The sequence below is a fragment of the Streptosporangium sp. NPDC001681 genome (assembly GCF_040298085.1).
Taxonomy (GTDB): Bacteria; Actinomycetota; Actinomycetes; order Streptosporangiales; family Streptosporangiaceae; genus Streptosporangium.
In genome coordinates, this window is record NZ_JBEOZN010000032.1 from 17,999 (window position 1) to 32,975 (window position 14,977).

13 protein-coding genes are annotated in these 14,977 nt (G+C 69.4%); 2 read left to right on the plus strand and 11 right to left on the minus strand.

Going from position 1 to position 14,977, the window contains the following annotated elements; all coding sequences use genetic code 11:
- Positions 1-75 precede the first annotated feature (75 nt).
- From ABT130_RS17020 to ABT130_RS17060, 9 genes are all read right to left on the minus strand, one after another.
- Entirely contained in the window at positions 76-1,188 is a 1,113-nt protein-coding gene (locus ABT130_RS17020; protein WP_350956384.1) for an RNA-guided endonuclease InsQ/TnpB family protein, read from the minus strand.
- A gap of 24 nt (positions 1,189-1,212) precedes the next feature.
- Entirely contained in the window at positions 1,213-1,410 is a 198-nt protein-coding gene (locus tag ABT130_RS17025; protein WP_350956386.1) for a hypothetical protein, read from the minus strand.
- A 234-nt stretch (positions 1,411-1,644) separates the two neighbouring features.
- Positions 1,645-3,102 (minus strand): aldehyde dehydrogenase (NADP(+)), encoded by a 1,458-nt coding sequence (locus ABT130_RS17030; RefSeq protein ID WP_451934975.1) that lies wholly within the window; start codon positions 3,100-3,102, stop codon positions 1,645-1,647.
- 211 nt (positions 3,103-3,313) lie between these two features.
- Positions 3,314-4,066, minus strand: coding sequence for a hypothetical protein (locus ABT130_RS17035; protein WP_350956388.1), 753 nt, complete (start codon positions 4,064-4,066; stop codon positions 3,314-3,316).
- A gap of 59 nt (positions 4,067-4,125) precedes the next feature.
- A complete protein-coding gene (locus ABT130_RS17040) occupies positions 4,126-5,712 on the minus strand; it encodes an acyl-CoA synthetase (protein ID WP_350956390.1) in 1,587 nt (528 codons plus the stop codon).
- 16 nt (positions 5,713-5,728) lie between these two features.
- Positions 5,729-6,880: a thiolase family protein gene (locus ABT130_RS17045; RefSeq protein ID WP_350956392.1), complete on the minus strand. Its 1,152-nt coding sequence runs from the start codon at positions 6,878-6,880 to the stop codon at positions 5,729-5,731.
- 87 nt (positions 6,881-6,967) lie between these two features.
- The gene (locus tag ABT130_RS17050; RefSeq protein ID WP_350921023.1) at positions 6,968-7,987 is read right to left on the minus strand and encodes a thiolase family protein; all 1,020 of its coding nucleotides are present in this window, start codon (positions 7,985-7,987) and stop codon (positions 6,968-6,970) included.
- Entirely contained in the window at positions 7,988-8,893 is a 906-nt protein-coding gene (locus tag ABT130_RS17055; protein ID WP_350956394.1) for a Zn-ribbon domain-containing OB-fold protein, read from the minus strand.
- The gene (locus ABT130_RS17060) at positions 8,883-10,433 is read right to left on the minus strand and encodes an acyl-CoA synthetase (protein ID WP_350956396.1); all 1,551 of its coding nucleotides are present in this window, start codon (positions 10,431-10,433) and stop codon (positions 8,883-8,885) included. Before ABT130_RS17060 ends, ABT130_RS17055 begins: the two co-directional genes overlap by 11 nt.
- 319 nt (positions 10,434-10,752) lie before the next feature.
- On the opposite strand from ABT130_RS17060, the gene ABT130_RS17065 reads away from it, so the two are divergent.
- Entirely contained in the window at positions 10,753-11,568 is an 816-nt protein-coding gene (locus ABT130_RS17065) for a crotonase/enoyl-CoA hydratase family protein (protein ID WP_350956398.1), read from the plus strand.
- A 129-nt stretch (positions 11,569-11,697) separates the two neighbouring features.
- On the opposite strand, the gene ABT130_RS17070 is transcribed toward ABT130_RS17065, so the two are convergent.
- On the minus strand, positions 11,698-13,437 hold the full coding sequence (locus tag ABT130_RS17070) for an LVIVD repeat-containing protein (RefSeq protein WP_350956400.1): 1,740 nt from the start codon (positions 13,435-13,437) through the stop codon (positions 11,698-11,700).
- Between the two features lie 299 nt (positions 13,438-13,736).
- Between ABT130_RS17070 and ABT130_RS17075 the strand changes: the two genes are divergently transcribed.
- Positions 13,737-14,372 (plus strand): DUF305 domain-containing protein, encoded by a 636-nt coding sequence (locus ABT130_RS17075; protein WP_350956402.1) that lies wholly within the window; start codon positions 13,737-13,739, stop codon positions 14,370-14,372.
- Positions 14,373-14,436: 64 nt separating this feature from the next.
- Here ABT130_RS17075 and ABT130_RS17080 read toward each other — a convergent pair whose 3' ends face one another.
- Complete coding sequence (locus tag ABT130_RS17080) at positions 14,437-14,910, minus strand: winged helix-turn-helix transcriptional regulator (RefSeq protein WP_350956404.1); 474 nt, start codon at positions 14,908-14,910, stop codon at positions 14,437-14,439.
- Positions 14,911-14,977: the final 67 nt, after the last annotated feature.

Here is a 14,977-nt window from a genome sequence, read left to right on the forward strand (position 1 = left end):
GAAGTCAGCTTCTCAGCCCTGAAGGGCTGAGCTTGCAGTTCCTCGCCGTCGGTGGCTTCGACGGTCTGGTCCGCGTCAGGCAGCGTGACTCACTGCCCAGCTTGTGACACCGCGTGAGGCGATGTTGCGGGCCGCGTTGACGTCGGCGTGCTCAGCGAAGCCGCACGACGTGCAGGAGAAGGTTTCCTGGTCTGGCCGGTTGCGTTTGTCGATGTGCCCGCATACCGAACACCCCTGGGAGGTGTACGCGGGGTCGACGTGGACCACGGCGACCCCCGCGCGGCGGGCCTTGTAGGCGACGAACCGGCCGAGTTGGTGAAACGACCACGAGTGCAGCGTGACCCGCTGGGGCTTGCGGAGCCGTACCCGCTCGCGGATGCCCTGGAGGTCTTCCAGGGCGATGCCGCGTCCGGTGCGTTGCGCCTCGGTCACGATGCTTTTGGAGATGCGGTGGTTGACGTCCCGGGCGAACCGGGACTCCTTGCGCCTGCGGGCCTTCAGCAGGCGCTTGGCGGACTTGGTCTGTTTGGCCTGGAGGCGGCGGCGCAGTTCCCGGTTGCGGTGCCGGACCGCGTTCAGGTGCCTGCCGGAGTGCCGCTTGTTGTCGCTGGTGGTGGCGATGTTGGCGATGCCGAGGTCGACGCCGAGGAAGGCGTCGGGTTCGGTGACGTCGGCATCGGGGACGTCGCAGGCGGCGATGAGCAGCCACATGCCGTCTCGGTGGATCAGGTCGGATTCGCCCTTGCGGTAGGCGGCCAGCGCGCGGGTTTGGTCGTCGGAGCAGGCGAACCGGAGGCCTTTCATCCGGCCGCCGGTGGTCCAGATCGACACGGTGCGGGCCTCGACCTGCCAGGACAGGCACCGATCGTCGAACGGCTGGGCGGCGTCCGGGCGGAAGGCGATCGGCTTGGTCAAAGGCTTGCGAAGCTCCGCGCTCACCTGGGTTTTCACCGTCGTGTAGGCGTCGGAGACCTTCTTGATGACGTGCTGGGCGGGCTGGGCCGACAGGCCCATGGCCTTCAGTTCGCCGTAGGAGTGCGCCCGCAGGTCGTAGTTGCGAAACGTCTTCGTCTCCCACGCGACGCGAGAGACGAGGTTGGCGGCTTCGTTGCACAGGCGCAGCGTGTCCGCCAGCGCCGCCTCCTGGGCGGGCGTGGGGAACAGCCGGACCTGCACCACGAATTTCACACTGTGAACTGTAGCGTTGATTCGTCAAACGCGCGGCACCGTATGCGATTCCTCTCGAACCTGAAGGCCCGAGGTTCCTCGCAAGCACTGCTGAACCTCGCTGTATCCGCGGGTACGACGGCAGGCGTTGCCCCAGGGATGCTCGTCGTCGACCTGATCCACAAGCTCGGCCGCTCGATCAAGCAGCCGGTCGACCAGTTCTTTGTCCTTGGCCGGCAGCATCGACTGGCCATGCGCTTGGTGGACCAAAGCAAGTATCCGCACCTTCGGACACAACTTGCTCTCTAAGCCACGGACCTCGCATGCGGCTCCGCGGCCTGCTCGTCCAGCAGGTCGCGGAGCCGTGTCGGGCGAGGTGGGTCCTGCCGTTCGCCGGTGGCCCGCCCAGGCAGGGGGCGCAGGCCACCGGGCAGGTCGGACGGGCCGGAGGAGCAGCGGCCGACAGACGACCCGCGCCTAGGAGACCACCCCGTCGACCCGGCGGGGGATGCCGAGGGGGTTGTCGTCGCGCAGCTCGGCTGGGAGCAGCTCGGCGGGCCAGTCCTGGTAGGCGGTGGGGGCCAGCCACCTGCGGATCGCGGCGGCGCCGACCGAGGTGTGCGCGGCGGCCGTACTCGCGGGCCAGGGGCCGCCGTGGTGCATGGCCCAGCGGACCGCGACACCGGTCGGCCAGCCGTTCCAGATCAGCCGGCCCGCCTTCCTGAGCAGCACCTCGGCGCTCTCCCGCGCCTCGCCGGGGTCGGTGGCGTGGATCGTGGCGGTCAGCGAGCCGTCCAGCCTCTCCAGTACGGCGGGCAGCTCCGCCGCGTCGCCGTAGACCACGACGACGGAGACCGGACCGAAGCACTCCTCGGCGATGTCGGGCAGGGCGTCGGCGAACGACGCCAGATCGGTGACGAACACCTGCGGCGCCACCGCGAAGGCCCCCTCGCCCGGCTGCCCCTCGGCCAGCGTGGTGAGCTTGCCGAGCCTGGCCAGCCCGTGCAGGAAGCCGCCCCGGATCCGCTCGGTGAGCATCGGCCCGCCCGCGGTCGCGGAGACCGCCTCGGAGATGGAGGTCAGGAGCTCGGTGTCGTCAGGGACGAAGACCAGTCCGGGGTTGGTGCAGAACTGACCGGTGCCGAGGGTCAGCGAGGCGGCGAACCCCTGGGCGAGCCCTTCGCGGTCGGCCGAGGGCAGCACGACGACGGGGTTGACGCTGCCCAGCTCGCCGTAGAACGGGATGGGTTCCGGGCGCTCGGCGATGAGAGCCTGGACGGCCTTGCCCCCGGGGACGGAGCCGGTGAACCCCACGGCCACCACGGAAGGGTGCGTGGCCAGCCGCTTTCCCGCGTCGAGCCCGCGGACCAGGCCCAGGAGTGCCGGATCGGGCAGCGCGCTCTGAATGATCTTCTGCGACAGCTCCGAGGTGCGCGGGTGCCCGTCGTGCGCCTTGACCACCACCGGGCATCCGGCGGCCAGCGCCGAGGCGGTGTCACCGCCCGCGACCGAGAAGGCGAACGGGAAGTTGCTCGCCGCGAAGACACCGGCCACGCCGGGCAGCGGGTGGTTCATCCGCCGCAGGTCGGGGACCGGCGGCTGGGCCGTCGCGTGGTCGATCACCGCCTCCACGTGCCCGCCGTCCCGCAGCACCTGGGCGAAGAGCCGGAACTGGCCCGCGGCCCGCCCCACCTCGCCGCGGAGCCGGGTCTCCCCGAGCGCGGTCTCCGCGTCGGCGGCCCGCCAGAGCTCCTCGACGTTCGCCTCCAGCGCCGCCGCGACCGCCTCAAGCACCGGCGCCCGGTCGGCGGAACGCCAGGCGGGCCCCGCCGCGCGGGCGGCTCCGACGACCGCGTCCACCTCGCCGTCCGAGGTCAGCGGGTAGGGGTCCCCGACGGGCTCGCCGGTCCTGGGATCAATTGAGTGGATCAACACGGAGCCTTTCCTCAGTGGAGCCTGTCGTGGCTCGCTGGACCACCCTCCTACGGTAAGCGCTTTCCACAACAGCGGCCACCCCACGGACCGGCACTAATGTTCCGTTCCTCAACGGAGGTTGCGAACGCGCTGCAGGGAAACCGAGACCGTCGGGCCTGCCTTCCTGACGCCAGGGCCGGGGGGATCTGTACTTCCGGTAAGGAACGTCGCACTAGGGAAGCACCGCCTCCCAGCGGGCGATCAACGTCTGGCCCCCGACCACCACCGCCACGTTTTCCTCGGCCGTGCCCAGGGCGGTGCGCAGCGCCTTCGCCTCCTCTCCCCGGTACGTCTGGGAGGAGAGGTTCCCGGAAGCCGGATCCAGCGCCGGCGCGAGGACGCCCTCGGGCCAGCTCGCCTGCCGGATGGGCCGGACACCACGGCCCTCGTACAGCGTCACGGTGATCGGCGCGGTGCGGTCCGGCGTGCCGGTGGCCCGGATCCGGCCGGTCAGCGCCGTGAGCCGCTCACCGGCGGCGACGATCCGCTCGTCCTCCACCAGCGGCGCCCCCTCCAGCCGGTTCTCGTGGACCTTCCCGTCCTGGCCGGTCACGGTGATGACGGTGAAGGGCTGGTCGGTGGCTCCCCCGGTACGGTCGAGGGTGCCCTCCCGTCCCGCCAGGGCCGCGACCAGCCCGGCCCGCAGGTCCCCCAGCTCGGCCGCGGAGAGCGGGACGGCGACCAGCTCCCCGTCCCGCAGCGAGACGGCCCGCCCGTCACCGGTGACGCTCAGGCTGTCACCGCCGACGCAGGTCATCGGGCCGCACCTGAGGAACCGGATCACGACGTCGTCGGTCCGAGCTCCGGTCCGCGCGATGGGCGCGCTGGTTTCGGCGGTCGCGCTGGTCTTTACGGTCGCGGTGCTTTCGGCGGTCGCGGAACAGCCGGTCAGCAGAAGCACGACGGCCAGCAGAGAACGGATCACACCACTGTGACGGACCGAAAACCGACTTGGTTCACCCGCCCTTCCCCGCGAAAAGCGGATCAGGACCGGGCGGCCTGGGCGGTCTCCCTGGCCCAGCGGTAGTCGGCCTTGCCCGCCGGGGAGCGGACCATCTCGTCGACGAAGGCGAAGGTCCTGGGCACCTTGTAACCGGAGAGCTTCGCCCGGCAGTGCGCGTCGAGGTCCTCCACCGCAGGGGTCGCGCCGGGACGGAGTTCGACCACCGCGGCGACCCGGCTGCCCCAGCGCTCGTCGGGGATGCCGGTGACGACCGCGTCGAAGACCGCCGGGTGCCCCTTGAGCACCGCCTCGACCTCCTCGGGGAACACCTTCTCACCGCCGGTGTTGATGCAGACCGAACCTCGCCCGAAGATCGCGATGGTACCGTCCTCCTCGACCTGGCCCATGTCGCCGGTGAGCAGCCAGCGCACGCCGCCTGAGTCGGTCACGAAGGTCTTGCCGGTCTTGTCGTCGTCCTTGTAGTAGCCGGAGGCGATCCGGCCGCTCCTGGCGACCATGCCCAGCTCACCCCCGCCGGGCTTGACCGGCTCCAGCCTCTCGTTGAGCACGGCCAGGTCGACCGCGACGTTGGCCTGGAAGCGCTGGCCCGACTCGGGCGAGGAGCCGGGGATCGCCGAGGCGGTGTATCCGGACTCGCTGGACCCGAAGTTGTCCAGGATCATCCTGCCGGGCAGCAGTTCCGCCAGGCGGTCGCGGAGGGAGCCGGTCAGGATGGCGCCGGTGGAGCTGAGCACGAACAGCGACGACAGGTCGTAGCCGCCGCCCTCGAGCTCGTCGATCAGCGGACGGGCCATCGCGTCGCCGGTGATGTTGATCGTCAGGACCCCCTCCCGCTCGATCGCGCGCAGTACCTCGGCCGCGTCGAACTTGCGGACGTAGACCATGGTTCCGCCCATCCACCAGGTGATGAAGGTGGCCATCTGGGCCGCGCCGTGCATCAGCGGGGCCGCCGCCAGCATGGTGACAGGTCCGGAGGCCACGGCCGCCTCGATCACCTCCTCCGGCGTGGCCCGCGGCTCCCCGCCCGGATTGCCGCCGCCGAAGGCGAAGAACAGGTCCTCGACCCGCCACATCACGCCCTTGGGCATGCCGGTCGTGCCACCGGTGTAGATGATGTAGACGTCGTCGCCGGACCGCGCGGGGAACCCCCGCTCCGGTGACCCGGCCGCCAGCGCCTCCTGGTACGGCACCGCCGTCTCGACCTCGGACGGCCCGCCCACCGCGATCAGGTGCCGGAGCCGCGGGACCTGTGGGGCGGTGGCCGCCACCCGGCCGTCGAACTCCACGTCGAACAGGAGCGCCACGATGTCGGAGTCCTGGTAGAGGTAGAGCAGTTCGGCCTCGACGTAACGGTAGTTCACGTTGATCGGCACGGCCCGGATCTTGAGCGCGGCCAGCATCCCCACCAGGTACTCGATGCCGTTGTAGAGATGGATGCCCACGTGCTGCCCGGCCGAGACGCCCCGGTCGAGCAGATAGTGCGCGAGCCGGTCGGCCTCCGCGTCCAGTTCCGCGTAGGTCCGGCGATCATCGCCGCAGATGGCGGCGGTGCGGTCCCCAACCGCGTCCACGATCCCCTCGAACAGATCTGCGTGGTTGAACTCCATGGGCCCTCCTGGGGGATCAGGGTCTGTCGCTGCCGACCATCCACATCGCGAAGAACTGGGCGCCTCCCCCGTACGCGTGCCCGAGGGCCCGCCTGGCGCCGTCCACCTGGTGCTCCCCCGCCATCCCCCTGACCTGGAGCGCCGCCTCGGCGAACCGGATCAGCCCGGAGGCGCCGATCGGGTTGCTCGACAGCACGCCGCCCGAGGCGTTCCACGGAATGTCGCCGTCCAGCGCGGTCGCCCCGGACTCGGTGAGCTTCCAGCCCTCCCCCTCGGCGGCGAAACCGAGGTTCTCCAGCCACATCGGCTCGTACCAGGAGAAGGGCACGTACACCTCCGCCACGTCGATCTCCCTGCGCGGGTCGGTGATCCCGGCCTGCCGGTAGACGTCCGCCGCGCAGTCCTTGCCACCCTGCGGGTTCACCGTGTCGCGGCCCGCGCGAAAGATCGGCTCGGAGCGCATCGCGGTGCCGAGGACCCAGGCCGGTGTGCTGTCGGTGAGCTTGTCGGCGGCGGACAGCACCATCGCGCAGGCACCGTCGGAGGACGGGCAGGTGTCGAGATAGCGGATCGGCTCCCAGAGCATCGGGGTCGACTCGACCATCTTCAGGTTGATCCCGGGGATCCTCAGATGGGCGTACGGGTTCTTCAGGGCGTTCTGCCGGTCCTTGACTGCCACCAGGTGGCCGATGTGCTCGGGGGCGCCGGAGCGGCGGATGTACTCGCGGATGTGCGGGGCGAAGTAGCCGCCCGCACCGACGACCAGCGAGGCGCTGAACGGCTGGTGGGTGGAGAGCGCCCAGGTCGCGTTGGACTCCGACTGCTTCTCGAAGGCCACCACCAGCACCCGGTCGTGCACGCCGCCCTGGATCAGCGAGGCACCGACCAGCGCGGTGGAGCCGCCGACCGAGCCCGCGGTGTGGACCCGCATCATCGGCTTGCCCGCGGCGCCCAGCGCGTCGGCCAGGTACGCCTCGGGCATCATCACGCCCTCGAACAGGTCGGGCGCCTTACCGATGACCACCGCGTCGATGTCCTTCCAGGTCAGGCCCGCGTCCTGGAGAGCGCGCAGGGCCGCCTCGCGGACCAGGCCGGCGATGGAGACGTCGTGCCGCTTGGTCGTGTAGCGAGTCTGACCGACACCGATGACCGCGCAGGGGTTACTCATGGTCGCTCACCACTCCTCGCTCACTTCGCGGACCACTTGCTTCGCGGCGCGGCCCACTCCGCTCACTGCGTCGGGTTCGCTCCATTCTCAAGCCTCCATCACGGTGACGAGGTTGTGCTGGAGGCAGGGGCCGCTGGTGGCGTGTCCGAGGGTACGGCTCGCGGTGCCGTCCAGGATGTGCCGGGCCGCCTCGCCGATCCTGATGAGGCCGGTGGCCATGACCGGGTTGGCCGCGAGGGGGCCGCCGCTCGGGTTGACCCGGGTGCCCTCGGGAAGCTCCAGCGCCCGGCGCAGGATGATCTCCTCGTGGCTGAACTGGGCGTGCAGCTCGGCCACCTCGACGTCACCCTTGCCGACCCCCGCCGCTCGTGCGGCGTCCGCGGCGGAGGCCGACCGGGCGAGATCCCGCATGCCCAGGTAGTGGGGTTCGATCCGGTGCGCGATCCCGGTGATCCACGCGGGGCGCTCGCACAGCTCCCTGGCCAGGTCCCCCGCCGCCAGCACCACCGCGGCGGCGCCGTCGGTGATCGGGGCGATGTCGTACGGCCGCAGCGGCTCGACCTCGGCCCCCTCCCCCGCCGGTTCCGGCAGGTCGAGGGCGTAGGGGTTGGCTCTCCCGTCGGCGCGGCTGCGCCGCACGATCTCGTCCAGCTCGGCCCGCTCCGCCCCGGTGGCCGACGCCTGGAGCGCGGCGAAGGAGACCTGGTCCAGGCCGAGGGGGGCCAGGTAGTACGGGTCCAGCTGGAGCGTCATGATCTCCCGCAGGTCCCCCTGGGAGGACTTGCCGAAGCCGTAGACCAGGGCCGAGTCGACGTCGCCGTGCTGCAGCCTGACCCAGGCCTCGTACAGCGCCCAGGCCGCGTCCATCTCGACGTGGCTCTCCGAGATCGGCGGCCAGGCACCGAGCGCGTCGAGCGCGGAGACGAAGGAGAACGGGGCGCCCGCCAGATAGTCACACGACCCCGAGCAGGTGAAACCGAACTTCCGCAGCCCCGTGGCGGCCCTGACCGTCTCCAGCGGGGGCAGGATGAGCTCGGACTCGCTCTGTCCCTCGTCGACGGCGCTGTGCCTGGTCTGCGCGAACGCGACGATCGCTATCTCACGCATCTACAGCTCCACGTCCGGCTCGCCGGTGGGGGCGAACCACTTGATGTTCGACATGGACATCGTCCGCTCCTCCTCGGGCACCCACACGGCCCGCACCCGCATGCCCTGGCGCACCTCGTGGGCCGCGATCCCGCCGACCAGGGCGATCATCGGGATGTCGGCGCCGTCGAGCTGGATGTAGGCCGAGACGAACGGCACCTCGGGGGCGCGCGGGTCGGGCAGGTTGTTGATGGCGAAGGTGGTGACCGTGCCGGTGTCGGGGACGACCACCTCCTCGGTGATCGAGACTCCGCACTCGGGGCAGGACAGCCGGTAGGGCACGTAGACCTTGTGACAGGTGCCGCACCGGCAGCCGATGAAGACGCCCTCGGCGACGCCCTGCAGGAATCGGGCCAGCGCCAGGCCTGGCCGGAGCGAGTACTCGACGCGGACCTCGGAGACGATCCTGGTGACCTCGGGAACGAAGCTCTCGATGTCGGTGATGTGCCCGGTGCGCTCGGCCCGCCAGCGGGGGCGTACCCGCAGCCCGGGGCGCATGGCCTTGACGTCTCCCGCGTCCACCGCGTGCACCAGCGCGGTGTCGGCTCCGTCCAGCCGGATCAGCGCCCAGGCGAACGGCCGGTCCAGCGGGTGGCCCTTCCTCGGGGTGTTCACCCACGCCCAGCTCTCGACGGTCCCGGCCGGCCCGACCTCGACGAACTCCTCGGTGACGGCATCGCCGGTGTCGGGGTCGTACTCCAGCGGCGGCACCAGTGTCCGCCCGGCCGCCGTACGGACCCCGACGACGCGTCCGTCCCGCAACTCGGTGAGGAAGCGTCCGATCACCGGTCCCGTCGTACGCGTGTATCCGCCGGGGAACTCCAGCGTGTGCCGAGCCCGCAGGGTCGTTGGATCGCTAGATGGCACGTTCGTGTCCCTCCCAGTACGGGTCACGTAGCTTGCGTTTGAGGAGCTTGCCGTTGGGCTCGCGGGGCATCTCGCCGATGAAGTCGACGGACTTGGGCCACTTCATCTTCGACAGGCGGCCTCTCAGCGACTCGATGAGCTCGGCGGCCAGCTCGGGCGAGGGCACCACTCCCGGGGCCGGCTCGACCACCGCCTTGATCTGCTCGCCCCACTCCTCGTCGGGGATGCCGAACACGGCCACGTCGCCGACCTTGGGGTGGACCATCAGCTCGTTCTCGATCTCGGCCGGGTAGATGTTGGCCCCACCGGAGATGATCATGTCGGCCTTGCGGTCACAGAGGAAGAGGAAGCCCTCCTCGTTCAGGTAACCGATGTCACCGACGGTGAAGTGGTCCTGCAGCCGACCGGCCTCGGTCTTCTCCTGGTCGCCCTTGTACTCGAACCTGACGCCCATCATCTTCATGTAGATGGTGCCGGGGGTCCCGGTCGGGACGGGCTCCATGTCCTCGTCCACGATGAGCAGCTCGCTGATCGGCCAGGCGGTGCCGACGGTGCCGGGATGTTTCTTCCAGCCCTCCGGGGTGGCGATGGTGCCGCCGCCCTCGGTCGCCGCGTAGTACTCGTAGATGCAGTCGCCCCACCACTCGAACATGGCCCACTTGACCGGGACCGGGCAGGGGGCCGCGGCGTGGATCATCCATTTGAGGGAGGAGAGGTCGTATCGGGACTTCACCTCGTCGGGGAGCGCGAGCAGGCGCTTGAAGTGGGTGGGGACCATGTGCGAGTTGGTGACGCGGTACCTCTCGCAGAGCCGGAGCGTCTGCTCGGCATCCCACTTGTCCATGTAGACGAGCGTGTGCCCCATCTGCAGGGCCGTCCCGCCGAACTGGGTGACGGCCGTGTGGTAGTTCGGCGAGGTGACCAGGTGGACGTTCTCCTTGCCCGGTGTGATGCCGAACAGGGCGAGCAGGAAGGTCATCAGCTCGGCGGCGTCGTCGGGGTCCATGCCGTTGAGCGGGCGGCGCACACCCTTGGGCTTGCCCGTGGTGCCGGAGGTGTAGTGCATGGTGGCACCCGCCGTACGGTCGGCGGGTGCGGTGTCCGGCTGCCCGTCTGTCAGCTCCGAGGCGGACCGCACCCCGTCCACCTGGCCGAACGAGAAGACGCGGTCCCCGGTGATGCCCGAGGAGGTCACGCCGCGCAGGCCCTCGGTGGCGTGGCGCTCGTCTATGAAGAAGGCCTGCGCCTCGCTGTCCGCCACGATGTAGCCGATCTCGGGACCGGTGAGGTGCCAGTTGATCGGGGTGTAGTACCACCCGGCCTGCAGGGCGGCTAGGTAGAGGACCAGCCCGTCGGAGCCATTGGGCACGAGCCCGCAGATGCCGTCGCCCGTCTTCAGCCCGAGCTCTCTCAGTCCGTGGACGAGGCGGTTGGCACGGGCGAGGAGGTCACCGGCGCGATGTTCCGTGCCGTCGGGATCAACGGCGGCCACCCACTCGGGGTCCGCCTGCGCCAGTCTCCAGAAACCGAGCGTACCCATCGGAAATCCTCTCTGTCGAAAGGCCCCGGCTCGCCGGAGTGAATCATGTTCTCTTTATGGCGACAAGACCTGGCAGAACGGGGTAAATAGAACAGGAATCTGTTCTTGTACGCATGGGCAGACTAACCCCAGGAGGCACACCTAGCAAGCGCTTGATACGCACTCTGACTCCTGGATGGACCTTGACCATTTCACGATGACCCGGCCCCCTGGAAGGCGTCCGGGGAAGACTTCTCACGGCCGGGCGGCCTGGCGGCGCGGACCGCGCCGGATCTAGGATTGCCTACCAAGCGCTTGGTAAAGTAACGGAGGTCTTCCCGTGGAACTTCTGCCGATCAGCACGCCACACTGCCGGATCGAGCGCGACGGTCATGTCGTCGTCGTCACCCTGGACCGGCCCGAGGCGAAGAACGCGCTCTCGTCGGACATGCTGGTCGGCCTGGCCGACGCCTGGGCATACGTCTCCGACGAGCCCGAGGTCCGCGTCGCCGTCCTGACCGGCGCGGACGGGACGTTCTGCGCGGGCGCCGACCTCAAGGCCATGGGCGCTCCTTCGCAGGACCCCCGGGTCAGGGAGCGGGCCGCGGCCATCCCCGACTTCCACTGGAAGGGCCTGCTCCGCGATTCGGACGCGCTGCCGACCAAGCCGATCGTCTGCGCGGTCGAGGGGTACGCGGTGGCCGGCGGCACCGAACTGCTGGTCGGCACCGACCTGCGGGTGATCGCCGAGTCCGCCACCCTCGGCCTTTTCGAGGCCCGCCGCGCGCTGTTCCCGATGGGCGGCTCGGCGATCCGGCTCCCGCGCCAGATCCCGTACGCCTTCGCCATGGACATCCTGCTGACCGGTCGTGCCGTCACCGCGCAGGAGGCACTGAGCATGGGCCTGGTCAACCGCGTCGTCCCCGACGGGCAGGCGCTGGCCGTCGCACTGGAGATCGCCGCCCAGGTCGCCGAGTGCGGCCCGCTCGCCGTCCAGGCCATCCTGCGCACCTACCGCGAGACCCTGGGCATGCCCGAGGCCGAGGCACTCAAGGTCTCCGACGGCATCGGCTGGCCGGTCATCGGCTCGGCGGACGCCAAGGAGGGCTCCCTCGCCTTCCGCGAGAAGCGCCCGGCCGTCTACCAGGGAGAATGAACCACCCACGGTGCTCGCGGTCCGCCTGAACGGTGAGATCACCGAGGCGCCGAAAGCCCCCATACGGAAGAGGGGACGCCCGGCGGGCGCCCCCTCTCATCGGTTCATCGCGGATCGCCGCGGCTCGGTTCAGCTGAGCGCGTCGGCCAGGTCGCGAAGAGCCTTGATCAGCGCGGCCTGCGCGCTGTCGGCGGCGTTGAGCTGGTTGGAGACAGCCCTCAGCTGCGCCACGGCGGCGTTCTTCTGCGGACCGTCCTTGAACTTCTCAGCCCGGTCGACGAACTTCCGCACGTTGTCGGCGGTGTCCTGCTGCATGGTGCCGGTACGCAGCGCCTGCGCGTAGTACGCCCGGACGACCTCGAAGCTCGGCGCCCACGCCGTCTGCGGCTGGGTCTGCGGGTTGAACCTGTCGTAGCGCACCAGGGCCGCGGCGTCGACCTCGGCCTTGTCCAGGTGCTCGCTCGGCGTCAGCGCGAGCGTGTCGAAGCCACGGGCGATCTCGCTGCCGTAGACGTGACCGTTGTAGTAGTACGCGGACCAGAACCCGCCGGTGAGCAGCGAGGTCGCGCTGACCGGACCGCGGTCGAAGAAGGCGATCTCCTTCGGGTTGGCCGAGTCGGTGAAGTCGAAGGCCGAGATGCCGCCCTGGTACCAGGCCTGGACCATGATGTCGCGTCCGGGCACGGGGACGAGCGACCCGTTGTGGGCCACACAGTTCTCCTGGTTGACCTGAGGCACCGGGAGCTTGTAGTAGCTACGGAACTGCATCTTGCCGTCGACGATGTCGAAGATGGCGTTCGCGCCCCACGAGGGCTCGTCGGTCGTCCGGCAGCGCGCACCGGTGCCGCCACCCCACTCGTCGGTGAAGACGATCTTCGTCCCGTCGTTGTTCAGGGTCGCCGAGTGCCAGTAGGCGAAGTTCGGGTCGGTGACCTCGTCCAGCCTGACCGGGTTGGCCGGGTCGGAGATGTCGAGCAGGAGACCGTTACCGGCGCAGGCCGCCGCGGCCAGGCCGATCGCCGGGTAGGCGGTGATGTCGTGGCAGTGGGTCGTGACCGGCTGCGGCGACCAGGTCGAGCCGGACGGGTGCCGGGGCGCGGGCGGGGTGTTCTGCAGGCCGTTGATCGCACCGGTCTCCCGGTTGGCGAACAGGCGGGGCTGGCTCACGATCGCCGCGTTCTGCGGCGCGGCCAGCGGCACCTTGATGATGTCGATCCGCCACTGCGCCGTGTTCGGGTCCGTCGCGGCCCCGTTGACGCAGCCGGCCAGCTCGCTGCCGGATCGGATGCTGGACGTGCCCGAGACGTAGACGTAGACGTTGTCCGGGTCGTCCTTGCTGGTCACCAGCGACTGGGTGTGCGATCCACGGCAGGTCTGGACCGCCGCCACCTGCACCGGGTGCTGGACGTCGCTGACGTCGAAGATCCGGACGCCCCGGAACCTGTCGGGGTTGACGGTGCCGCTGGCACCCTGGGTGCCGCAGTCGAGCCGTCCGCGCGTCTCCTCGACCGCCATGAAGAGCAGGTTGCCGTGGATCGACAGGTCACCCTGTCCACCCGGGCAGACCACCGAGGTGGTCAGGGTCGGATTCGCGGGGGTGGAGATGTCATAGATGTTGAAACCGTGGAAGTTACCCACGAAGGCATGGTTGCCACTGAACGCCATGTCTGAGTTGGCGTACGAAAGATTGCCGACGTTCGTCGGCTGGAAGAACCCCTCCGGCTTGTCCCGGTGTGCCAGGAGCTGCAGGCCGGCACTGGCCTCCTGCGCGTCCAGCCATCCAGCACCGAGACCGATCCGCGGATCGGCGTCGGCCGCTACGGCCGTGGCGGGCAACATCCCGACCACGACCGCCCCCGTAGCGATCATCACCCCTAGCTTGCTCAACCCGGCACGTCCCCAACGTGCCGCACGGCCCTTACCCATGGGTCGTAGCTCCTTCTCTAATGTCTCCATTGACATGACCCAATGCAGTGCGATACGGGACACAAAAGACCCATACCGCACAAGCACCCAAGATCTATGCATCGGCACAAAAACTGTAGGGGAACATCAGGGGATGTGCTATACCCTGCGATATCTATTGATTACGGACTTTCAGCCCAATGAGTCGAAAGCGGATATATATCATGCTCTCGCCATCCCCGCTACGGCGCGTCTTCCCTCTTATGCTTATCGTTACAATTCTCGCGGCGTGCACGTCCGAGGGCTCCGAGCAGGTCGCCGAACGCGCCCCCGCGGTCGTACAGCCGGGCGCCCCCGGACAGTCAGGCCAGGTGCTCACCGGCGACAAGCTGCCCCAACCCGAGGAGCAGCAGTACACCGAGGCCGACGTACGCTTCATGCAGGGGATGATCCCGCACCACGCGCAGGCCCTGGTGATGGCCGAACTCGTCTCCACCCGCAGCACGCGCAGGGACCTGTCGCTGCTCGCCGAACGGATCAAGGCGTCACAGCAGGACGAGATCCGGCTGATGCAGAACTGGCTCCGGGCACGCCTCAAGCAGGTGCCGAACGGATCCTCCGGCCACGCGCACGGCGGGATCATGCCCGGGATGCTCACCGAGGCGCAGCTCACCGAACTGGAGAAGGCGAGCGGCGCCGAGTTCGACAAGCTCTTCGTCCAGTTCATGATCCGCCACCACACGGGCGCGCTGAGCATGGTGGAGAAACTCTTCGCCGACGGCGGCGGCCAGGAACCCGAGACCTACCGCTTCGCCACCGACGTCGACGCGGACCAGCGCATCGAGATCGACCGCATGCAACAACTCCTCGCCCAAATGGGCGGCACCCCGCTCGAGTAACCGTTCACCGACCGTCCCGAGGATCGCCGAATGCGGGTGGCTCACTGCACAGCGGAAATAACGGCTACTGAGCGGTTGCTGTATGCGTGGTATTTCCGGATTTCACGCCACGGCCGGTGGGTGAGTGAGCACCGACGCGAGCCTCGCCGCCGCAGTGGCGGCAGATGACCATCGCGTCGAGGGTCTCGCCGCAGGAGTGCTGCCAGCGGACCGGGGGGTCGTCGGGATGCAGGTGGCGGTCGCCCCACCTCATGAGCGTGATCAGGACGTCGCACAGTTCGACGCCCGCGAGCGTGAGGTGGTACTCGAAGCGTACGGGGTGGTCGCTGTAGCGCTCCCGCCGGATGATGCCGGCCGCCTCCAGCTTGCGCAGCCGGGCGGTGAGGATGTCGCGGGAGACGCCGGTGTTGAGCACGATGCCGTCGAACCGCCGCACGCCGTGGCTGAGCTCGCGGATCACCAGCAGGCTCCACCGCTCGCCGACCAGGTCCAGGGTGTCGGCGATGGAGCACTCGCGCGGCTGAGCCTCCTTTGGCATGCCGTGCAGTTTAGCCGCCTCGGCCGCCGTTCCCACCGGCCCCGGTCGGCTCATCGCTCGGCACCTT